Raw genomic sequence first — 19,955 nt, forward strand, 5'->3', positions numbered from 1 at the left:
CGAACCAGTCATATCGCTACCAAGCTTTTTGCAAAATTTCTTTTAATTGCATGAGTGTAGCCTCTTTGGGGTTGTAAATAATTGAGCCATCATTGAGTGCTTTTTCTGCAATTTCATCAAAGTGATCGATTTGAACTTTTCCTGTTTCACTTAAAGTGCGTGGCAATTTGGTTTGTTCAAAGAGTCGGTCGCGAATCTCGTAAAGTGTACGAATGGTTTTGGCTGCACGCTCTTCTGCTGGGGTTTGTGCATAGATTTCACTTCCTGCAAGTGGTAATAACAATTCAGCAATCTTGTCACCATTAACACTCTGATTATATTCAAGCACATAAGGCAAAAATAAATTCATGCATAAACCGTGTGGTAAATGTGCGACTGCACCTAAAGAGTGCCCAAGCGAATGAACTAAACCGACCATTGAGTTTGAAAATGCAATGCCTGCCATGGTGGAGGCTTGAGCGAGCTCTAAACGCGCAGCAGTATCTTTGGGATTATCTAGAACTTGGAATAAATTTTGGCTAATTTTTTTAATTGCAGCAGTGGCATAGGCATCACTCATGGGATTAGCGGCCATGCAGCTATAGGCTTCAATGGCATGGGTCATCGCATCCATTGCAGTCATTGCAGTGAGGTGCGGTGGCAAAGTTAAGGTCATGCGCGGGTCTAAAATTGCAGCGTGTGGCATTAAATAATACGATGCAAATGCCATTTTCACATTGCGTTCAGGATCTGATACGACAGCCACCATAGTGACTTCTGAACCTGTGCCAGACGTGGTTGGAATCACAAAAAAAGGATTTAACGGTTTTGGTAGGTTATGTGCGCCTGAATATTTAAGCAGGTCATCACCACCTTCAGACACTAAAATATTGGTGGCTTTGGCTGTATCAATGACGGAACCACCGCCCACAGCAATAATCGCATCGCAATGATGTTCACGATAAAGCTTGGCAGCTAAGCGTACGGTTTCTAAGCTAGAGTCGGGAGGGACATCGTCAAAAATACCGCCAACATGAACTTCTGCGCTAATAAAGGCTGCTTCAAGCGGTGCAAGTAAGCCGTTATTACGCACGCCTTTGTCAGTGATAATCAGTGGGCGTTTTGCACCTAAAGTTGCGAGTTCAAAGGGAATGTGTTCAAGTGCTGCATGCCCTGCAATAATTTTAACAGGACAGAAAAATTCATAATAAGCCTTGCTCATGGTTAAACACTCCCTTTAAGGTATGATTGTGCAATTTTGAGATAAATGCGACTTGAAGTCGAAATTTTTTCTTTGAATGTTAATTGGTTTGGATATTCTTTAACAGCCATTGAAGCCATGAATTTAGGTAGAATTAAAGCTTCCATTTTATTTAAGCAGCGCACTAAGCGAATTGCATAGGATAGGTCACCATCTGCAATCATACGGTCATTGGCAAAGGCTTGTGCAGTACTTTCTTTAAATGAAAAAACCAAATATGCATGACTCAAATGTTTAAAGGTAATGGTTAAATCTGGTTTTCTTGTACTGTGTTGTAAAAGTTGCAATTGTTTATTGTCAGTCACTTGAGCAATAAACGCAGGGCCATTTGGGAACACATTCATCGACAGAATAAACTGTGCTGGAAATTTGGCAATTTCCGCTTGAATTTCTGGGTCGATTTGGCTTGCAGTGACGAGACCACGGCCAATCACATCCATCATCAGGCTAACATAGCGATATTGGAAGTTAAATTTAGGTGAGCTTTTGGTCATGTCGTGATCCCTTTTAGCATGATTTATTGTGTGGGTGATACATGAATGTGGTTATGGATTGATGATTTGTATATCACTAAAGTAATCTGTGCGTTTCAAATAATCAATCACATCTAAACTAAGTTGCTCAAAATTAGGATAATCATTGAGAAGGTCGGAGAAACGTACCATCTCTAAACCTGCGTAACCACAGGGATTAATGCTTTGAAAACCTGATAAATCACAATCAATATTCAATGCCAAGCCATGATAACTGCGACCTTTTCTAATTTTAAAACCTAAAGAGCCAAATTTTCGACCATCGACATAAACACCGGGCGCATCGGGTTTGGCATAACCTTCAATGTCATATTTTTTGAGTAGGTCAATCATGAGTTGTTCAGCAAAGCTGACCAATGAGCGCACGTTCCATTTTAAACGGTTAAGGTCAAACATAAAGTACATGACCATTTGCCCAGGCCCATGCCAAGTCACTTGTCCACCACGGTCGGATTGTACGACAGGAATGTCGGTTGGAATAAGAATGTGTTCAGGTTTACCCGATTGTCCCTGTGTTAAGACGGCAGGATGTTGCAAAATCCAAATTTGATCGGGTGATGTTGCATCACGTTGTTCTGTAAAACTTTTCATTTCTATAAATCGTTCGGCATAGGGCGTAAGGCACGAATACTGGCGGATTAGAAGGGTGGGTTTTACGATTGAGTGAGTCACTGCAATCTGCCTTAAAAATTAGAAATATAATATTATTATAAAACAGTGTGCATGAGATAGAAGATTTGCTTTGACATAAAAAACACGCCCTAAAGCGTGTTTTGATTAAAGTGCTGTTTTAATCAGTGAACAAGCAGCTAAGTCTGCATACAAAGCATGTACTTGCTCTAACTCGTCAAAGCGTAACTGTGCAGTGAGTGAGTGGTATTTTCCTGTGCGAGACGGGGTAATCACTAAGCTTGTTTCATCAAACTCAGGAAAATGTTTCACTAAAATTCCAACCACCGCAACACGAAGTTCTTCACCTGCGTTGCCGATGAGCTTGATTGGATAGTCCATTGGGAATACCCAAAGATCTTCACGAAGTTCACGAGAAGGTGTGCGGTCTTCTAACATAATAGCCTCATTTTTAAATAAAAACGCCTGCAATCAGCGCAGGCGTTCTGTTGATACATCTATAATGGGGGAGTGAATGAAAAAATCAAGCTCCCACAGATTAGATGATCTTAGTCATTTTCCAAGAACGAACGTAAGTGTTCTGAACGTGAAGGATGGCGCAGTTTACGTAAAGCTTTAGCTTCAATTTGACGGATCCGCTCACGCGTTACATCAAACTGTTTACCCACTTCTTCAAGTGTATGGTCGGTTGGCATATCAATACCAAAACGCATTTTTAGAACTTTGGCTTCACGTTCAGTCAGGTTTTCTAATACTTCACGTGTCGCTTCTTTTAGGCCTTCTGAAGTTGCGGCATCAACAGGTGAGGTGATGTTTGAATCTTCAATAAAATCACCTAAGTGCGAATCTTCATCATCACCAATAGGGGTTTCCATTGAAATTGGCTCTTTGGCAATTTTCAACACTTTACGAACTTTGACTTCGTCCATTTCTAGACGTTCGCCTAATTCTTCAGGGGTTGGTTCACGGCCCATTTCTTGTAACAGCTGACGTGAAACACGATTAATTTTATTAATCGTTTCAATCATATGCACAGGAATACGAATGGTACGTGCTTGGTCTGCAATTGAACGGGTAATTGCCTGACGAATCCACCATGTTGCATAAGTTGAGAACTTATAACCACGGCGGTATTCAAACTTATCTACCGCTTTCATCAAGCCAATGTTACCTTCTTGAATTAAATCCAAGAATTGTAAGCCACGGTTGGTGTATTTTTTGGCAATTGAAATTACCAAGCGTAAGTTGGCTTCGACCATTTCTTTTTTCGCACGGCGAGCTTTGGCTTCACCAATCGACATGCGTTTTGCAATATCTTTAATATCTTTAACATTTAAGCCAAGATATTGTTCGATGTCAGCAATTTTTTGTTGGAACGCCAACACATCTGGACGAACTTTTTCTAAGTAGCCACGTGTTTCGGCAGGTGCTTTGGCAAGCTGTTCTTCAAACCAAGCCGGATTTGATTCTTGACCTGGGAATGTGGTGCGGAACAAAGTGCGATCCATACGACCACGGCGAATCGCATAACGCATAATTTCGCGTTCTGCGGTACGAATTTGCTCATGTGTAGCACGAATCATTTCTGAAATGATATCGAATAAGCGCGGCGTGAATTTAAACATCATAAATACAGTTGCAAGCGCACTAATCGCTTCGTCTGCTTCTGGTGATGTACGACCATGTTTTTCAAAAATAACTTTCGTGTGTGTCCAAGCTTGCTCTAATTCTGTAAAACGAACTTTGGCAATTTCAGGATCTGGCCCAGATTCACCTTCAGAATCGTCATCACTTTCTGACTCTTCTTCTTCGTCATCATCGTCAAGTTTTACATCTTTACTTGGTTTCGAGCTGCTTTGATCTTCATCATTTGAATTAATTTCAGCATCGTCTTCTTCAACTACTTCAGGGATATCATCGTCAGATTCTGGGTCTAAATAGCCTGACAAAATATCAGCTAAACGGCGTTCGCCATTATTGAAATCTTCATATTCTTTTAAAACAACTTCCACGGCATTTGGCCAGTAAGCAATTGCATTTAAAACGTCACGAATACCTTCTTCAATGCGTTTTGCAATGCTAATTTCACCTTCACGGGTGAGTAGCTCAACTGTACCCATTTCACGCATATACATACGCACAGGGTCGGTGGTACGGCCAGGTTCACTTTCAACCGATGCTAAAACTGCAGCCGCTTCTTCTTCTGCAACTTCATCGCCCGATTCAGTTGATTCACCAAACATCGTGTCGTCGGTTTCAGGTGCACGTTCATGCACAGGAATACCCACGTCTTGAAGCATTTGAATAATGTCTTCAATCTGTTCGCTTTCTGTGATCGAGTCTGGGAGATGATCGTTAACCTCAGCGTAAGTTAAATAACCTTGCTCTTTGCCTCGGCTAATCAGAGCCGCTACTTGAGAAGTAGGGGAATTCATATCGCTCATCTTTTGCTTACTCTCAGTTGAATCTGTGGCAGTGAAAAACCGTGCATTATAGCATACTTTACGTGGTTTTTTTCCTTCTTGTGTTTTATCCATCCCATTTGTTGGGAGAACAAAACAAAGTTTTATTAATATCGGGTTGTTTTATCTTTTTTCAAGCGTGCATACGATACTTTTGTATTTTTCATGCCGCACTTTTATATAAATACACAAAAAAGAGGAATAAAAAAAGGGCTGTTTATTTGATCGCTAAAAAATATAAAATCAGATAATACTTGACAAAAAAATCTCAGCACGCTAAATAGCCGATAAAACATTTATATTTTTATGTTGAGGTAGTTTAAGTGTCTTCTACAGATTTTGAACTAGATGAGAGTTATGATGATGATGTCAGTTTTGACGAAGCATCAAGTAAAATCAGTGCAAAAGAGTCATTAGAGAAGCGTCGTTTAATTGATGATTTGCTTGCACAACGTCGTTTAGAGCGTGAGTTAAAAGATTTTGACTACGATTTGGACGATGATGACGATTTTGAGGATGATGCTGAATAAAAGCGGCTAAACAGTCGCTTGAATCAGTGTTATGCTCGCGCATAGTTAACCAAGAGTAGAATTACCATGAGCGCATTAAATTTAGATCAATTAAGTGATTATTTGGACGGTGACCAAAACGAGTACGGTCTAGATTTCGCAGCAACCCATGGTTTTTTAAGTGCGATTGCTGTTGGGCCAACATTTGACAATTGGTTGAATGAGTTATTTGACAGTAATGTTAAAAAAGTCCCTGCCGAAATCATCACCCAAATTAAATTATGGTTAGAGTATTTACGTCAGTGTTTAGCCAATGAAGAAGGAATTGAATTTCCTTTTGAAATTGAAGAAGCCGATGTTGAATCAAGTTTAGGCGATTGGAGTGTAGGCTTCGTCGATGCGATGTTCTTAAATGAAGAAGCATGGTTTACCCCTGAATTTGAAGAACAATTGGTCGATTTAACTTTGCCAATTATGGTGTTTAGTGGCATTGATGAAGAAGATCCACAAATGGAATCTTTCCGTCGCAATGGTCAGTTGATGGATGAACTTGCAGAAGAGATTCCTGAAAACTTGAATGAATTGTATTTGATGTACCATACACCAAACTAATTTGTCATGATGGTCTTTGAGTCTAAAAAGGCTCGATAGATTGCAAAACACCGCTTGATGCGGTGTTTTTTTCTTTAAAGCTTGGCTGTAAGTTGCCAAACTGTACTTTTAGGGTTATTGCCTTTGTTTTTTATAGGATCAACCCATTGTTCTTGTATACGTTTTAAATTGTAGGTCTTCGCATAAAGCATTTGAATTTCAGCTTGATTGACTGAAAAAGGCGGCCCTTCATGGCTTCCTGCATCGTATTCATAGCTAATGAGAAATTGAGGCGCTGTATTGGTGATTTCAACTAAGTGTTTGGCATAATTAAAACGTATCGCATCAGGTAATGCAATCAGAGCAGCTCGGTCATATATGGCATCGACATGTCCTAGCTCTGTGTGTGACAGATTAAAAAAATCTCCGACATAAAGATCAATCTGAGGGTGGTGATAATAGATCAGATCATGATGATGGGAGACCTCAAAATGTATTTCAAAGTCTTTAGCTAATTGTTCAATCAATGATTTTACAGCAATATGGCTGAGCTCAATTGCGACAACTTTGTATTCTTGCTGTAAAAACCAGCCAATATCCAGTGTTTTTCCACTTAAAGGAACAAAAATGCGGGCATGTGCATTTAAATTCAGTTGATTAAAATGTTCCACTAAAAGCGGACTAGGAATGAATTGATGAAAACCAATTTTATTGTCTTGCCAACGTTGATGCCAAAATTCGTGTTGCATAATATCTCTTTAGATGTGCTGAGTTATTATATCTATCATGGCTGATGAAAATAAATAAAGATAGTATCGGGTGGTTACGACAACTTAAGCTAATGGCTAGAATTTTTATTTTTTGCACAAAGCCAAAACTAGAGCAGGCTAGTTTTGGCTTTGTTTTAAATTAAAGACGTTTACGTTTTGCAGCCGCAATTTGTGACTGCCGCATGCGGAAGCCTTCTTTTTGCTTTTCTGTGGTTTTGTCGATGCAATATACACAAGACACACCATGTTCATAGCTTGGTAAGGCTACTTCTTCAGGAACTAGCGGCCAACCACAGGCGTGACATTTAATATTTTCGCCTTCTTCCATGCCATGCGTGACCGCAGTACGTCCATCAAAGACAAAACATTCACCTTCCCACATGCTTTCTTCGCTTGGTGTTTCTTCTAGGTATTTTAAAATACCGCCTTTAAGGTGATAAACCTCGTTAAAGCCTTCTTGTAGCAATAAAGAGGTCGATTTTTCACAGCGGATACCACCGGTGCAGAACATGGCAATTTTTTTATCTTTATGCTGTTCTAAATTTTGCTTAACGTATTCTGGGAACTCACGGAAAGTTTCAGTTTTAGGGTCAATCGCACCCTTAAATGTGCCTGCTTTGTATTCGTAATCGTTACGGGTATCAATCAAAATGACATCGTCACGGGCAATCAAATCATTCCACTCTTTCGGATCTAAATAATGCCCGACTAAGTCGCGTGGTTTAACTTCTACGCCTAAAGTAACAATTTCACTTTTTAGTTTAATTTTCATTTTACGAAATGGTTTTTCAGAACTTTGCGATTCTTTGTATTCCATCGCATTAAAACCTTCGTTCAATAAAAATTGATGGATCGTATCGACAGCTTGGCGATCACCTGCAACCGTGCCGTTAATTCCTTCACTGGCCACAATTAGAGTTCCACATAAATTGATGCTTTTCACTAAAGCCAATAAGCGCTGTTGCAAATTTGTAGCATCAGCAACTTCTTTAAATTGATATAGTGCGGCAACAACCCAGTCAGTGGTCGCTTGCTGTTCTACAGGTGCAAGCTGTTCTACAGTAGCGTTCATGGAAACTCCAAAAGTATCAGTAATCAAAAATAAGTGGCATATTCTAGCGTGAAAATCAGTTTTAAGCGACAAATCAATACAATTTATAGGGAATTGTTTCTAAAAAATAATTGTGATTATCCTTGAAGATAAATCCTTAAACGCAAGGTTCAAGTAAAATTAAATAAATTGAAAATCTGCTTTGAAACACCAAATCTAGTTGATAAAATATCTTTTTACACAAGATATAGTGTCTGTGTGTTTTAGAGGTGCAAATGTGAGGTCATTATTTTGAGTAGTGCTGGTCGAATCCCTACTGTCACACCCTGTGCAGGGCGTTGCTCAACCACTTTTGGCGACCATGTTTGTCGTGGTTGTCGGCGCTTTAATCACGAGATTATTCGTTGGAATAGCTATACCGAAGCACAGCAATTGGCGATTTGGAAGCGACTAGATATGCAGCTAGATCAAATTTTAATTCCAATGCTAGCCCATGCAAATTTGCATATCACAATGCAGTTTTTAGTTTCTAAACGTATTCGATTTTTAGAACAGGCCAGTACAGGACGTAAATTATATTATGCATTACGCGTGTGCGAAAAAAATAAACACTTAGCCGATGAAAGTGGTTTGGGTTTATCTGCTGAACAAATTAAACCGTTATGGCGTGAGTTTGAGCGCCGTATTTTATCTTTAGCTGAAGCCAGTTATGATTTGGCTTGGCTACGGGCGGATGGCATTCAAAATAGTTTGTTACAAGTTGAGTTGGAAGATTAAACTTGTAATAAGCTAATTAATCTAAACAACAATTGTTTTTGGGTCTGAATGAAATCTTGGTTTAAACCTTCAACCAAAATACGACTAATCATACTTTCTAAAAAGGTATAAAAAAGTTCTGTAACTTCATTTTTATTCTTCATTTCGACAATGTTTATATTAATAAACTGATAGAGCCATTGTTTATGTTGTTGTGCAATATGAATGATTGTCTGTTCTTCTGATGTCGATTCACTAACGGCTCGGATAAATAAACAGCCTTTAAAATTATCTTGTTTAAACCAAGCAACATGCCAATCAAAAATGAGTTCAAGTGCAGTTAAATCTTGTGCATTTCCAATAAATAGACTCAAGCTTTCTCTAAAATTTAGATCACGTGTTTTAAGTACTTCTTCTACAAGTTGTTGTTTATTTTTGAAATGCGTATACAGAGTGGTTTTTGAGCATCCTGATTCATCGCGAATTAAATCTACACCTATACGGCTAAAGCTATCGCGGTTAAATAAGCTTTCAGCGGTATATAAAATTTTCTGTGATGCTTTTGACATTCAATTGGTCCTTGAAAACTGTACAGATCTGTACTATTTTGTAGTCTAATTTTAGATGCTGAATAAATCAAGAGAGAAGACACGAATGCTAAGTTGGTTTGCAGGGAACGAAAAATTAGCAGTAAGACCATCCTATATTGAAATTTTACGTGGTTTCTTTGGTGGGATGCTGAGTATATTGGCGCTATTGCTATTAGGTCAGTGGTCAGGGCATCTTTTTATTATGGCGCCATTTGGTGCAAGTTGTGTATTACTCTATGCTGTTTCACAGTCACCTTTAGCACAGCCACGAAATGTGATCTTCGGACATTTTATTTCAGCTTTGGTTGGTTTGGTCTTTTTAAAGGTATTTGGGGTACATATTTTGAGTATTGCAGCTGCTGTTGGTGTTGCAATTGCGTTAATGCAATGGATGCGCTGTGTACATCCACCTGCAGGAGCAAATCCTTTGGTGATTTTACTCACGGCAAATATCACCCATTACAGTTGGTCATTTCTTATTTTTCCTGTATTACTTGGAACAATCACATTGGTGGCTATTGCTTATTGTGTAAATAACTTTAAAGCTCAACAAAAATGGCCAAACTATGGCTTAGCTATTTTAGTGCACAAAAAAAATATTAACTAAGGTGTATTGTTGGACTATTTAATAACTGCTAGTACATCGTTACTGTAGCTATATAATCAAAAAACATAATCCAGATGATTTGGAATGGTTGTAATGAGCGTATCTTGAATAATCGTTTGAGGGATAGTGATAGTTTTTGCTGAAATAGGTATATAGCTCTTTAAGATATTTGCCATATTACATTCAAAGAATTTAATTATTTTGATAAATAAAACAAAAAAATCCCGCATATTTTAATGCGGGATTTTTTACATCACTTGAACTGGAATGCAGTTCGCTGTGTGATTTACAGTATTGTCAGGGTTGGCATAGACCAAGCGAGGGTGGTGTGCATTTGCCTCTTGTTCGGTAAAATCACCGAAAGTTGCAATAATCACAATATCACCGACTTCTGCTTGGTGTGCTGCGCCGCCATTAACAGAAATCATGCCCGAGTTATCTTCACCTCGGATGGCATAGGTGGTAAAACGTTTCCCATTGGTGACATTCCAAACATGAATTTCTTCATATTCACGAATGCCGGCTAAATCCATCAGTGTCCCATCAATCGCACAAGAGCCTTCATAATGTAGTTCTGCATGAGTGACAATTGCACGATGGATTTTACATTTTAATAAACGCGATAACATGAAAGCGTCTCCTAAAAACACATCATTCGGATGTGCTGATTTTCTCTTTAAGCAAAATGCAGTGAGCGTGCTGTCTAAAAAATTAAACAACAGACAAGAGTAAAATCACGAAAAGTTTAAGTGGGTTTGTATGCGTTTATTTGATTCATGGCTTGAGAGATTTGCCCATCAACCAATAGGTCAATTTTAGCAACTGCATGATCAAGTGCTGCATCCATAAGGTCTTGTTCACTTTTAGGTGCTTTACCTAAAACATGACCAGAAACGCGATCTTTTGCACCAGGATGCCCGATCCCAATACGTAAGCGATGAAAATTGGCACCAATATGGGGGACAATATCACGTAAACCGTTATGACCACCATGTCCACCACCTGTTTTTAGGCGAATGACACCAGGATTCATATCCAGTTCATCGTGAGCGATAAGAATCGCTTCAGGACTAATTTGATAAAATTTAGCAAAAGGCACAACACTTTGACCCGAACGGTTCATAAAGGTTGTAGGAAGTAATAGACGGACATCTTGACCTTCTATATTGCCTCTGCCGCTAATTCCATGAAATTTGGGATCAGCTTTTAAGGAAATGCCGTAACGGTTGGCGAGTTGTTCAACAAACCAAAAGCCAGCATTGTGTCGGGTTTGGGCATATTCCTTTCCAGGATTGCCCAAGCCGACAATGAGCGAGATGTTATTCACAACAAAATACGCTCAGAACCAATTACGCGCGTTTGAAGTCAGCGTGCATTGGTGTGTTTTTAGCAGGGTGACGTTGTAACGCTTGGATTTTAACGCTTTCAACAGTTTCGCCTACTTTAATTTGAACAACTTCTTCAAAGAATGCGTTGTTTTCTAAAGCTTTTACAAGCTCACGAAGTTCTAAAGTGATTGCTACAGGTGCAGCTTCACCACCATAAATGATTGCAGGAACTTGTGCAGCATGACGAAGGCGGCGGCTCGCACCTTTCCCTTGGTTAGTTTCAGCACGTGCTTGAGCATTTAATACGAAGTTAGACATGAGATATCCTCATTAAGTGAAATAAAACTAGATCTGCGACCAATCTAGTTGAGTAAAAGCCCTGCAATAGAGCAGGGCTTATAGAAAAAACGCGTTGTTTAAATGTAGCTATCAAACATTGCGCTGATTGATTCTTCGTTATTAATACGACGAATCGTTTCAGCAACCATGCTTGCAACCGAAACTTGGCGAATTTTACCTAATGCAATTGCTTCATCTGAAAGAGGAATGGTGTCAGTTACAACCAATTCATCAATTACAGAGTTGCGTAAATTTTCAATCGCTTTACCAGATAAAACAGGATGCGTTGCATAAGCCACAACACGACGCGCACCAAATTGTTTGAGTGCATCGGCAGCTTTACACAATGTACCTGCGGTATCCACCATATCATCTACGATGACACAGTCACGATCGCGTACATCACCAATTAGGTGCATCACTTGAGATTCGTTGGCTTTTTGACGACGTTTGTCAATAATCGCTAAATCGATGTCACCCATTTGCTTCGCTACTGCACGCGCACGTACCACACCACCAACGTCTGGCGAAACAACGACAAGATTGTCGTGTTGTTGCTGACGAAGGTCTGCAAGTAATGCAGGTGTACCGTAGATGTTATCTACAGGAATATCGAAGAAGCCTTGAATTTGGTCGGCGTGAAGGTCGATCATCACCACACGGTCAATTCCAACGGTTGTCAGCATATCTGCCACAACTTTTGCAGTAATTGGAACACGTGCAGAACGAGGACGACGGTCTTGACGAGCGTAGCCAAAGTAAGGAATGACAGCAGTGATACGACCCGCACTTGCACGACGCAATGCATCAGCCATCACCAAGATTTCCATTAGGTTATCATTGGTTGGGGCGCAAGTAGGTTGCACGATAAAAACGTCTTTACCACGCACATTTTCAGTAATTTCTACTGCAATTTCGCCGTCAGAAAAGCGCGACGCTGAAGCAGAGCCTAAAGGAATGTGTAAGTGACTTACGACTTTTTGAGCGAATTGTGGATGAGCATTTCCACTAAAAACGACAAGATTGGGCATGAAGCACCCTTGGCGGTTGAGATGTGTTTAGAAGAATATGGCAGGGGCGGCTGGATTCGAACCAACGGATGCCGAGATCAAAACCCGGTGCCTTACCACTTGGCGACGCCCCTAATATGTGGCAGAACTTTAAAGGGTTTATCTTGTATTGTCAAGATAATCTTGTTGTGTTCTGTCTTTTTAAAAACTGGCAGGGGCGGCTGGATTCGAACCAACGGATGCCGAGATCAAAACCCGGTGCCTTACCACTTGGCGACGCCCCTAAATTTAGACTTTTGCAATGGCAGGGGCGGCTGGATTCGAACCAACGGATGCCGAGATCAAAACCCGGTGCCTTACCACTTGGCGACGCCCCTAATATGCAAAACTCTATACAGATGATGGCAGGGGCGGCTGGATTCGAACCAACGGATGCCGAGATCAAAACCCGGTGCCTTACCACTTGGCGACGCCCCTAACTAAGTAATTGAAAACTGATTTAATGGAGACTCATTTAAACTATTAACCAAGTAAGCTTTACATGGTGAATGATTTAAAATGAACTCAATATTCATCGTTTCCATCACTTCAACAAAAACACAAGCACCTGTACCTGTAAGCTTTGCAACTCCGAACTGATCAAGATATTGCATTGCTTCATCGACTTCAGGATATAAACTTCTTGCTAATGGCTCAAAGTTATTTCCAAAATCAGATGGCGTTTGCTGATAGGCGCAAAATTTAGTGTGCTTGGCGTCTCTTGTCAATGTTTTTTGTGAAAAAAGCAGTTGAGTGCTGATAAAACAGTCGGGTTTAAGCACAATGAACTGTTTTTTAGGCAATTTGATGAAATTGAGTTGTTCACCGATGCCTTCTGCCCATGCATTTTGACCCTGTATAAAAACAGGCACATCAGCACCAAGTTGTATGGAAAGTGCGCTGAGTTGTTTGTTGTTTAGGTCGCAATGCCACAGTTGATTAAGCACAATCAGGGTGGTTGCCGCATTAGATGAACCACCACCTAAGCCTGCACCCATCGGAATGTTTTTTTCGATTTGAATATTTAAACCGCAATACTGGGTAGCAAAAGGCTGGAGTAATTGTGCGGCTTTATAGATTAAATTGTGCTGTTGATCGACGTTATCTAGGCCATCAATCACGATTGCATGACTTGAGTTGGGTGTAAAACTTAACCAATCATACAGGTCAATGAGCTGAAAAATGGTTTGAAGTTCGTGATAACCATCGGCGCGTTGACCTGTAATATGTAAAAATAAGTTAAGTTTGGCAGGGGAAGGAACTCGGATCATAAATAAGAGAATTTAACGATTCTGAATCACCATTGTAATACGATTTTGTTGTCCATTTTCGAGATTTTGCTGCAAAATAAGTTTGTTTGGTAATATGGTCTCGTCTTTATAATTTAAACTAACAGTCCAACCATCTTCAATGATTTGAATGGCGCGTTGTGCGTCATCACGTTGAATTTGAGCTTCATTTGTGGCAGGTTTAGCTTCTACCCAATGTATTAAATGGGTAATCGGAGTTTGCCAGCCTGTGGCTTTTTCAAGTAGTTCTTCTGGGCTTGCTGCTGTAATTGTACCTGTTTTGGCACTGGTGAGCGTCACTTGACCGGGTTGGCCCTCAATATGGGTTTTGCCTATTCCAAGCGCCCCAGAGAGATCAATTTCAAAATGATCTTGTTGTTGTAGCCAAGTAAAAAATGCGCTACCCGATTGCTGTGGCGTACGTACACCAATTTTACCTTGTAGCTCAAATTGTGGCTGAGCATCCTCGCCTGTCACTTGTTCAGGTAATGGTGTTGATGGGGTAGTCGGCTTTTGATAGTGCTGACAACCTGTTAAAAATAGGCTGCTACTGGTCAAAAAACCAACGCAAAATTTAGTGAATCGTTGCATGGTGAACCAAACTCGTTTTATGTGGGGCGGCTAAGAGTAAATTTTTAAGCTGTATGACTTGAGGGTCATTTGGAAATTGGTGTAGTAATTGTTGTAGCAAACTATTAAAGCGTTTAGTTGAGCCTTGTAGATACAAAGCTTTGGCTAAACGAACGCCTGTATTGATATTGTGATTGGCTTCAAAGGCTTGGGTTAATGCAGGAATTGCTGCCTTAAAGTCATTTTGTAAAAAGGCAATAAAACCAAAGGTATCTAAAATAGAGGACTGATCGGGGGCGTATTCTAGTGCATGCTCAACGTATTTACGGGCATCATTTAAGCGTCTGTTTTGTAATGCCAGAGTATATGCGTAGGCGTTTAAATAGGTTGGGCTATTGGGTTCAATGTTTAATAATTGATTTAAGTCTTTATCTAGGCGCTCACGGTCTTGATATGGATCAAGCAAGAGAACTTGCGCATAGATTAAATCCGGATCATCAGGTAAGTTGTGAATGGCTTCATCTAACAATTCAACTGCCGCTTTTTTTTGTGCTGTTTTGACTAAAATGTCGGCTTGTAGCTGATATAAAAAGCTTGCATGTTGTGGATAATTCACACGCTCTTGGGTTAAAAATCGTAAAGCATCGCCCAATTTATCTTCTTTTTCATAAATGTTGACTAAATTTCTGCGTGAAACCGTATATAAGCTACCATCGACCAACCGATAATAAGTTTTTGCAGTTTCGTAATGCTGTTTACGCTCGGCATTAATCGCCAAGTAATAATAGGCATCATTTTGATATTGTGAAGAATTTTTAAGCTGTAATAAAAACTGTTCGGCCTGATCGTAATGTTTTAAGTCAATACTGGTTAAGCCTGCAATAAAAATTGGCTCATCTGCATTGGGCCATGTGCGAATAATATGTTCAAATTTATTTAAAGCTTGTTCGGGCTGCCCAATTTTAATTAAATATTTGGCTTCAGCTAAGTGCACTTCTAAGTTGTCACGATGTTTTTTACTCGATTTTGCATACCACTCAAGAGTTGCGGCTTGATTGTTTGAGGCTTCAAGTAGGTTTGCTTTGAGTAGAATGAAGCTTGTGACATTCGGACGTTTACGTAGTGCTTTTTGAATGTTTTTAAGTGCTGATTCTAGCTCCCCATTTTGGGCTTCTAAACTTGCAATAAGCACTAAAATAGAAGGGTTGTAACGCGCTTTGCTTTGACGAAGTGCATTGAGTAAGATTTGGCGGTCTTTCGGATCATCAGGTGCAATCCCCGCTAAAATTTCAGCTAAATCTGCATCGGGGTCGATATTTAAAATTTTATCGAGTGTCGCTGCGGTCATTTCATATTTGTGGGTTTTTAGGGTGATATGTGCCAAATAAAATAAGGCAGGAACATCGGTTGGGTCTTGTGTCACCCACTGCGAGGCAATGTCAAGCGCTGCATATAAGTCATTTTCATCCAGTGCAATATCGAGCGCACGTTGTTTTGCAGCTGTTGAATTGGTGTGAATTGCAAGTACAGTATAATTATGTAATGCCGTTGCAGGTTGCTGATATTGAAGGGCGAATTCCGCAATCATGGCTTGTTTTAGCGGTTCAGGATTATAAGGTGTAGAAAGCTTTTGCGCATAACTATCAGGATAGGCGAACAACATCATACTCCCTAGCATCAAGATTGTGCTAGAATAGCGTTGAATAAATAGGGCGGAATGTTGCCGAATCGTTTGCTGCAAAATTTCTTTATCCAAATTTTTAAGTTTATTATGACACCATTAATGCACAATAGCACTTGCATAATCTTAGTGAAATGATGATCTGACATGACCTTTTATGCTATCGGTGTCAACCATCAAACAGCCTCAGTGGAGTTACGTGAGCGCGTTGCGTTTAATGCAGAGCGCCTAAGCCTTTTGCTGTCTGAACAAAGCGAAAAACTACAACTCAATGACTTGGTGGTGGTCTCCACTTGTAATCGCACTGAAATTTATGCCATGGCAGAACATGCCGACATCTTATTGAACTGGCTCGCACAAACCAATGGTATTGATGTTAGTCAATTGTTTAATCATGTATACCGCTACGAAAATATTCAAGCTGTGACGCATTTAATGCGCGTTGCCAGTGGTTTAGATTCATTGATGTTGGGCGAACCACAAATTTTAGGTCAGGTAAAGTCGGCATTGTCATTAGCTAGAACAGCAGGAACAGTGACGACCCAATTAAATCGTATTTTTGAATATGCATTTTATGCAGCTAAGCGAGTGCGTTCAGAAACGGCAGTAGGCGCACATGCAGTTTCAATGGGCTATGCGGTGGCGCAACTGGCCTTGCAAGTCTTTAGTCATCCTGAAAAACTGGTTGTGATGATGGTTGCAGCAGGAGAAATGAATAGCCTTGTTGCCAAACATATGGCCGATTTAGGTGTTGCAAAAGTGTTGATTTGCAACCGAGGACATGAGCGTGCAGAAAAACTTGCCCAAGAAATTACACCTTTTGTTGAAGTTGAAATTATTCCATTTCATGCCTTGAGCGAAAATTTGTACCGTGCCGATATTATTTCAAGTTGTACGGGTAGTTTGCATCAGATTATTTCTTATACAGATGTTAAAACTGCATTAAAAAAACGCCGTTATCAACAAATGCTCATGGTCGATCTGGCTGTGCCACGAGATATTGATGCCAAAGTGGATGAGCTTGATGGTGTTTATCTGTATGGTGTTGACGACTTACAAACCGTAATCGATGAAAACTTAGCCCAGCGCCGCCAAGCAGCGGTTGAAGCTGAAGTTATGGTTAATCAGCTTGCCACCCAAATGCTGAGCCAAGAGAAGGTTCACGCTGCTTCTGAAATTATTCAGCAATATCGGGCAACAGCCGAACAGATTCAACAACAAGAACTAGCACATGCCATGCAATTGTTAAATGATGGTCAGGATGCAGCTCAGGTTTTACAGGCTTTTTCACATCGTTTAACCCAAAAGCTACTTCATCCAACCTCTATTTTGTTAAAAGATGCGGCACAAGCGGACGACCCTGAACAATTTGAATGGATGCAAGCGCATTTGACTGATATTTTACAAAATCGACGTAAGGCTAAAGTGAATAAATAAGTATATTAAAAACTATGACTGTAAAGTCACAAAGTTTTTCTGAAATTTTATAATTTAAACTTTTGATTTGTAAGGGTAAAAATTAAAATAATTTGATTGGGGCTTGTGTGTAATAAGCAGGATCTTGGTTATTTATTCGACTTAAGTATAATGATTTCTGTACCGAGTAAAATCTCCGAAAAGGATATTGGTTGATTTTAAACTGTCGTCGCATGCGCTGTCATGCATCATCGATATGATCAAGTCCGAGGAGATGATAATGAAGACCCCACAAAATTTTAGTCAGCTGTTGGCGCACGCATCACCTTTTGTAAAACGTAGCCGTGTTTATCAACAACGTGTACTCAACAAAGTCATGTTGACTACCGAAAATGTGTTAGAGCATGTGCCTGAACAACTTAAAATTGACGTGAAAGCGATTTCTGTTGGTGTATTTGATGGCGAGTTTGAAAATCGTAAAACTCAGCGTCAATCTTTACATCGCCAAGGTGTACATAAACTACTCATTCCTGCGTATCAACGTATTTTCTTTCATTAAGATTGAACATGCTGAGCAAAAAGGTGAACTTTGGTTCACCTTTTTTAGGTTGAAGACACTAGTTTTAAACTAATTTTTTTGGTCAGTTCATTCAATTGCATGCGTAAATTGACTGATTCTTGTAGCGACTGTGGGTTTTTCATTTTTAGTTTTAAGTGTTTTTCTTCTAATGATAATGCGTGTTCTTTTGCTGCGCTAAATGTTTTCTCTGGTGTTTCAAAAGTGTAGAGAATTTCAGTGCGCTGTAAAATATCCGCTAAGGTGTCGCGAAAGTTATAGCAAGCACCAAGTGCATAATAAATCGCACGTTCTTGATCTTCGGGTAGCTGTTCAAAAATTTGATCGAGCGTTGTCAAAACTTCGGCAAGTAATTCATCGGTATGAATATAAGCACGGAGTTTTTCAAATTGTGGGTATAAATATGGGTAATAGACTAATAAGCCTATAACAAAATCTTCATCACGAGTGCGAATATTAAAAGAAAGCGACGCATCGTGACTAATTTGTGGGGTAAAGCGTTTGCCTAAGCCCAGTTTTTCTCGAAACGCTTGTGACAGTAAATAACGGTACGAACCTTGCTGCGGCAGTAACTGCGTTAAGTTACGTAATTCACCCATCACCTGACTTTTGCCTTCGGGGGTCGAAACATCGTGCTGTTGGGTCAGTAGTGCAAACAAAAAGTCCGACAGTAGTGGGGCTTGTTGCCAAAGTTGTTGAAACTTTTCAATGCCTTCTTGACGAATCAAGGAGTCAGGGTCATGTTCATTGGGCAAAATAAAAAATTTCAATTCACGGCCATCATTTAGTAACGGCAGCGCAATTTCAAGTGTGCGTTTAGCCGCTTTTTGCCCTGCGGCATCACCATCAAAAGCAATGGTAATGCGATGATTACGCTTAAATAATAAATTTAGATGCTCGGTATTACTTGCTGTTCCGAGTGTTGCAACCGCACCTGAAATGCCTGCTTGTTGTAAGGCAATCACGTCCATATAGCCTTCGACCAAAAACCAATCTTGGGCTTTATTTTTTGTGCCTTCATACAAGCCATAAAGTAACTGATTTTTATGAAATACTTCGGAGTCGGGCGAGTTAATGTATTTGGGTTTAATTTCGTCATTTAAGGCACGCCCACCAAAGCCGACCACACGACCTTTGCTGTCTCGAATGGGAAAAATGACCCGATCGCGCAGCAAATCAAAATCACGTCCTGTGTCACTGGTGCGAATCAGTCCAAGCTGCTTCAAGCCATCAATATCGGCAGGGAAAGCATGTTCTAGGTGTTGCCAATCTTCGGGCGCATAGCCCAAACGCCAATTTTGGATGGTTGTCGCATTTAAACCGCGTTGTTTAAAGTAGCGTTGTGCAGTTTGGCTTTTGGGTAATTGTTGTTGATAAAACAGCGCAATATTTTCAAGGAGGTCATATAAATTGCCTTCTTGATGGGCTATTTCATCTGTATAAAACTGTGGGTCGGCAAAAGAAGCATCAAAGCCAAAATCATTCGGTAGGTCAAAATCGGCATAAAAGGGGATAGGATTATCGTGGTTCGGTGGCGGTGCTTCACTCGATGGTGCTTGGTCTGCTTTGGCCTGCTGTGGTAGCGATTTTTTATAAGTAAGTTTCTTACTGTCTTGATTATCTTTGGGCAACTCAATGCCAGCTTGACCTGCTAAATCTTTCATCACTTCGATGAAATTACGATTATCGATGTCCATTAAGAATTTAATGGCGTTGCCATTGGCTTGACAGCCAAAGCAATGATAATACTGCTTGTCGCGGTAGACATGAAAAGATGGACTTTTTTCTTGATGGAACGGGCAGCAGCCTGAATAGGTGCGTCCTGTTTTTTTAAGTTTCACGCGCTGACCAATCAGATCAACTAAATCGGTGCGATCTAAGATTTGATCAATGGTTTGTTGAGGAATCGCCATAAAACTTAAGCCATCTTAAAAAGGGTTGCATCATTCATCATGGTATCATATCTC

Annotated in this window: 22 protein-coding genes and 4 tRNA genes; 6 read left to right on the top strand and 20 right to left on the bottom strand. The window is 40.1% G+C overall.

Annotated elements, in window-relative coordinates; genetic code table 11:
• Nucleotides 1-16 precede the first annotated feature (16 nt).
• The 5 genes from FXN70_RS07625 to rpoD form a co-directional block, all read right to left on the bottom strand.
• Nucleotides 17-1,201 (bottom strand): iron-containing alcohol dehydrogenase, encoded by a 1,185-nt coding sequence (locus tag FXN70_RS07625; RefSeq protein ID WP_324646864.1) that lies wholly within the window; start codon nucleotides 1,199-1,201, stop codon nucleotides 17-19.
• 2 nt (nucleotides 1,202-1,203) lie between these two features.
• Nucleotides 1,204-1,734 carry a hypothetical protein gene (locus FXN70_RS07630; RefSeq protein WP_324646865.1) on the bottom strand — a complete coding sequence of 177 codons (531 nt, stop codon included), beginning with the start codon at nucleotides 1,732-1,734 and terminating at the stop codon, nucleotides 1,204-1,206.
• Nucleotides 1,735-1,785: 51 nt separating this feature from the next.
• Nucleotides 1,786-2,445 carry a lipoyl(octanoyl) transferase LipB gene (gene lipB / locus FXN70_RS07635; RefSeq protein ID WP_324646866.1) on the bottom strand — a complete coding sequence of 220 codons (660 nt, stop codon included), beginning with the start codon at nucleotides 2,443-2,445 and terminating at the stop codon, nucleotides 1,786-1,788.
• 105 nt (nucleotides 2,446-2,550) lie between these two features.
• On the bottom strand, nucleotides 2,551-2,841 hold the full coding sequence (locus tag FXN70_RS07640) for a DUF493 domain-containing protein (RefSeq protein ID WP_324646867.1): 291 nt from the start codon (nucleotides 2,839-2,841) through the stop codon (nucleotides 2,551-2,553).
• Between the two features lie 110 nt (nucleotides 2,842-2,951).
• Nucleotides 2,952-4,940 carry an RNA polymerase sigma factor RpoD gene (gene rpoD / locus FXN70_RS07645; protein WP_324646868.1) on the bottom strand — a complete coding sequence of 663 codons (1,989 nt, stop codon included), beginning with the start codon at nucleotides 4,938-4,940 and terminating at the stop codon, nucleotides 2,952-2,954.
• Nucleotides 4,941-5,188: 248 nt separating this feature from the next.
• Between rpoD and FXN70_RS07650 the strand changes: the two genes are divergently transcribed.
• Both FXN70_RS07650 and FXN70_RS07655 read left to right on the top strand, forming a co-directional pair.
• Nucleotides 5,189-5,395, top strand: a complete 207-nt coding sequence (locus FXN70_RS07650; RefSeq protein ID WP_324646869.1) for a PA3496 family putative envelope integrity protein — start codon at nucleotides 5,189-5,191, stop codon at nucleotides 5,393-5,395.
• A 66-nt stretch (nucleotides 5,396-5,461) separates the two neighbouring features.
• On the top strand, nucleotides 5,462-5,986 hold the full coding sequence (locus FXN70_RS07655; RefSeq protein WP_324646870.1) for a YecA family protein: 525 nt from the start codon (nucleotides 5,462-5,464) through the stop codon (nucleotides 5,984-5,986).
• Nucleotides 5,987-6,060: 74 nt separating this feature from the next.
• On the opposite strand, the gene tmpT is transcribed toward FXN70_RS07655, so the two are convergent.
• The gene (gene tmpT / locus FXN70_RS07660) at nucleotides 6,061-6,714 is read right to left on the bottom strand and encodes a thiopurine S-methyltransferase (protein WP_324646871.1); all 654 of its coding nucleotides are present in this window, start codon (nucleotides 6,712-6,714) and stop codon (nucleotides 6,061-6,063) included.
• A 160-nt stretch (nucleotides 6,715-6,874) separates the two neighbouring features.
• Nucleotides 6,875-7,807, bottom strand: a complete 933-nt coding sequence (locus FXN70_RS07665; protein WP_324646872.1) for a rhodanese-related sulfurtransferase — start codon at nucleotides 7,805-7,807, stop codon at nucleotides 6,875-6,877.
• Nucleotides 7,808-8,077: 270 nt separating this feature from the next.
• On the opposite strand from FXN70_RS07665, the gene FXN70_RS07670 reads away from it, so the two are divergent.
• On the top strand, nucleotides 8,078-8,563 hold the full coding sequence (locus FXN70_RS07670) for a DUF1289 domain-containing protein (protein WP_324646873.1): 486 nt from the start codon (nucleotides 8,078-8,080) through the stop codon (nucleotides 8,561-8,563).
• Here FXN70_RS07670 and FXN70_RS07675 read toward each other — a convergent pair.
• On the bottom strand, nucleotides 8,560-9,111 hold the full coding sequence (locus FXN70_RS07675) for a TetR/AcrR family transcriptional regulator (RefSeq protein WP_324646874.1): 552 nt from the start codon (nucleotides 9,109-9,111) through the stop codon (nucleotides 8,560-8,562). The genes FXN70_RS07670 and FXN70_RS07675 overlap by 4 nt on opposite strands.
• A gap of 85 nt (nucleotides 9,112-9,196) precedes the next feature.
• On the opposite strand from FXN70_RS07675, the gene FXN70_RS07680 reads away from it, so the two are divergent.
• A complete protein-coding gene (locus FXN70_RS07680) occupies nucleotides 9,197-9,739 on the top strand; it encodes an HPP family protein (RefSeq protein WP_324646875.1) in 543 nt (180 codons plus the stop codon).
• A 248-nt stretch (nucleotides 9,740-9,987) separates the two neighbouring features.
• Here FXN70_RS07680 and panD read toward each other — a convergent pair whose 3' ends face one another.
• The 11 genes from panD to FXN70_RS07735 all read right to left on the bottom strand — a co-directional run bounded on the left by panD (nucleotide 9,988) and on the right by FXN70_RS07735 (nucleotide 16,058).
• On the bottom strand, nucleotides 9,988-10,368 hold the full coding sequence (panD, locus tag FXN70_RS07685; RefSeq protein ID WP_324646876.1) for an aspartate 1-decarboxylase: 381 nt from the start codon (nucleotides 10,366-10,368) through the stop codon (nucleotides 9,988-9,990).
• A 116-nt stretch (nucleotides 10,369-10,484) separates the two neighbouring features.
• Complete coding sequence (pth, locus tag FXN70_RS07690; RefSeq protein ID WP_324646877.1) at nucleotides 10,485-11,066, bottom strand: aminoacyl-tRNA hydrolase; 582 nt, start codon at nucleotides 11,064-11,066, stop codon at nucleotides 10,485-10,487.
• 22 nt (nucleotides 11,067-11,088) lie between these two features.
• The gene (rplY, locus tag FXN70_RS07695) at nucleotides 11,089-11,385 is read right to left on the bottom strand and encodes a 50S ribosomal protein L25 (RefSeq protein ID WP_324646878.1); all 297 of its coding nucleotides are present in this window, start codon (nucleotides 11,383-11,385) and stop codon (nucleotides 11,089-11,091) included.
• Between the two features lie 98 nt (nucleotides 11,386-11,483).
• Nucleotides 11,484-12,437 (bottom strand): ribose-phosphate pyrophosphokinase, encoded by a 954-nt coding sequence (locus tag FXN70_RS07700; protein WP_324646879.1) that lies wholly within the window; start codon nucleotides 12,435-12,437, stop codon nucleotides 11,484-11,486.
• A 38-nt stretch (nucleotides 12,438-12,475) separates the two neighbouring features.
• Nucleotides 12,476-12,550: transfer RNA gene (locus FXN70_RS07705), tRNA-Gln, on the bottom strand.
• A 75-nt stretch (nucleotides 12,551-12,625) separates the two neighbouring features.
• Nucleotides 12,626-12,700, bottom strand: a tRNA-Gln gene (locus FXN70_RS07710).
• A gap of 18 nt (nucleotides 12,701-12,718) precedes the next feature.
• Nucleotides 12,719-12,793 (bottom strand) — tRNA-Gln (locus tag FXN70_RS07715).
• A 25-nt stretch (nucleotides 12,794-12,818) separates the two neighbouring features.
• A tRNA-Gln gene (locus FXN70_RS07720) sits at nucleotides 12,819-12,893 on the bottom strand.
• Nucleotides 12,894-12,895: 2 nt separating this feature from the next.
• The gene (ispE, locus tag FXN70_RS07725) at nucleotides 12,896-13,726 is read right to left on the bottom strand and encodes a 4-(cytidine 5'-diphospho)-2-C-methyl-D-erythritol kinase (protein WP_324646880.1); all 831 of its coding nucleotides are present in this window, start codon (nucleotides 13,724-13,726) and stop codon (nucleotides 12,896-12,898) included.
• Between the two features lie 12 nt (nucleotides 13,727-13,738).
• Nucleotides 13,739-14,335, bottom strand: a complete 597-nt coding sequence (lolB, locus tag FXN70_RS07730; protein ID WP_324646881.1) for a lipoprotein insertase outer membrane protein LolB — start codon at nucleotides 14,333-14,335, stop codon at nucleotides 13,739-13,741.
• Nucleotides 14,319-16,058, bottom strand: a complete 1,740-nt coding sequence (locus FXN70_RS07735) for a tetratricopeptide repeat protein (protein ID WP_420714393.1) — start codon at nucleotides 16,056-16,058, stop codon at nucleotides 14,319-14,321. The genes lolB and FXN70_RS07735 overlap by 17 nt, the downstream gene beginning before the upstream one ends.
• 84 nt (nucleotides 16,059-16,142) lie before the next feature.
• On the opposite strand from FXN70_RS07735, the gene hemA reads away from it, so the two are divergent.
• Both hemA and FXN70_RS07745 read left to right on the top strand, forming a co-directional pair.
• The gene (gene hemA, locus FXN70_RS07740) at nucleotides 16,143-17,432 is read left to right on the top strand and encodes a glutamyl-tRNA reductase (RefSeq protein ID WP_324646882.1); all 1,290 of its coding nucleotides are present in this window, start codon (nucleotides 16,143-16,145) and stop codon (nucleotides 17,430-17,432) included.
• A 259-nt stretch (nucleotides 17,433-17,691) separates the two neighbouring features.
• The gene (locus tag FXN70_RS07745) at nucleotides 17,692-17,970 is read left to right on the top strand and encodes a hypothetical protein (protein ID WP_324646883.1); all 279 of its coding nucleotides are present in this window, start codon (nucleotides 17,692-17,694) and stop codon (nucleotides 17,968-17,970) included.
• 44 nt (nucleotides 17,971-18,014) lie between these two features.
• Here FXN70_RS07745 and FXN70_RS07750 read toward each other — a convergent pair whose 3' ends face one another.
• Nucleotides 18,015-19,901, bottom strand: a complete 1,887-nt coding sequence (locus FXN70_RS07750; protein ID WP_324646884.1) for a DNA primase — start codon at nucleotides 19,899-19,901, stop codon at nucleotides 18,015-18,017.
• Nucleotides 19,902-19,955 lie beyond the last annotated feature (54 nt).

This window comes from Acinetobacter sp. MD2, assembly GCF_035615575.1.
In the GTDB taxonomy this organism is placed as follows: Bacteria; Pseudomonadota; Gammaproteobacteria; order Pseudomonadales; family Moraxellaceae; genus Acinetobacter.

Excerpts from the sequence above, each read along its gene's own strand:
- FXN70_RS07665 (WP_324646872.1), bottom strand. The coding sequence starts at position 7,807 with ATGAACGCTACTGTAGAACAGCTTGCACCTGTAGAACAGCAAGCGACC.
- FXN70_RS07700 (WP_324646879.1), bottom strand. The coding sequence starts at position 12,437 with ATGCCCAATCTTGTCGTTTTTAGTGGAAATGCTCATCCACAATTCGCT.
- FXN70_RS07750 (WP_324646884.1), bottom strand. The coding sequence starts at position 19,901 with ATGGCGATTCCTCAACAAACCATTGATCAAATCTTAGATCGCACCGAT.
- panD (WP_324646876.1), bottom strand. The coding sequence starts at position 10,368 with ATGTTATCGCGTTTATTAAAATGTAAAATCCATCGTGCAATTGTCACT.
- lolB (WP_324646881.1), bottom strand. The coding sequence starts at position 14,335 with ATGCAACGATTCACTAAATTTTGCGTTGGTTTTTTGACCAGTAGCAGC.
- FXN70_RS07675 (WP_324646874.1), bottom strand. The coding sequence starts at position 9,111 with ATGTCAAAAGCATCACAGAAAATTTTATATACCGCTGAAAGCTTATTT.
- tmpT (WP_324646871.1), bottom strand. The coding sequence starts at position 6,714 with ATGCAACACGAATTTTGGCATCAACGTTGGCAAGACAATAAAATTGGT.
- FXN70_RS07655 (WP_324646870.1), top strand. The coding sequence starts at position 5,462 with ATGAGCGCATTAAATTTAGATCAATTAAGTGATTATTTGGACGGTGAC.
- hemA (WP_324646882.1), top strand. The coding sequence starts at position 16,143 with ATGACCTTTTATGCTATCGGTGTCAACCATCAAACAGCCTCAGTGGAG.
- FXN70_RS07625 (WP_324646864.1), bottom strand. The coding sequence starts at position 1,201 with ATGAGCAAGGCTTATTATGAATTTTTCTGTCCTGTTAAAATTATTGCA.
- FXN70_RS07680 (WP_324646875.1), top strand. The coding sequence starts at position 9,197 with ATGCTAAGTTGGTTTGCAGGGAACGAAAAATTAGCAGTAAGACCATCC.
- rplY (WP_324646878.1), bottom strand. The coding sequence starts at position 11,385 with ATGTCTAACTTCGTATTAAATGCTCAAGCACGTGCTGAAACTAACCAA.
- FXN70_RS07745 (WP_324646883.1), top strand. The coding sequence starts at position 17,692 with ATGAAGACCCCACAAAATTTTAGTCAGCTGTTGGCGCACGCATCACCT.
- rpoD (WP_324646868.1), bottom strand. The coding sequence starts at position 4,940 with ATGGATAAAACACAAGAAGGAAAAAAACCACGTAAAGTATGCTATAAT.
- FXN70_RS07640 (WP_324646867.1), bottom strand. The coding sequence starts at position 2,841 with ATGTTAGAAGACCGCACACCTTCTCGTGAACTTCGTGAAGATCTTTGG.
- FXN70_RS07630 (WP_324646865.1), bottom strand. The coding sequence starts at position 1,734 with ATGACCAAAAGCTCACCTAAATTTAACTTCCAATATCGCTATGTTAGC.
- ispE (WP_324646880.1), bottom strand. The coding sequence starts at position 13,726 with ATGATCCGAGTTCCTTCCCCTGCCAAACTTAACTTATTTTTACATATT.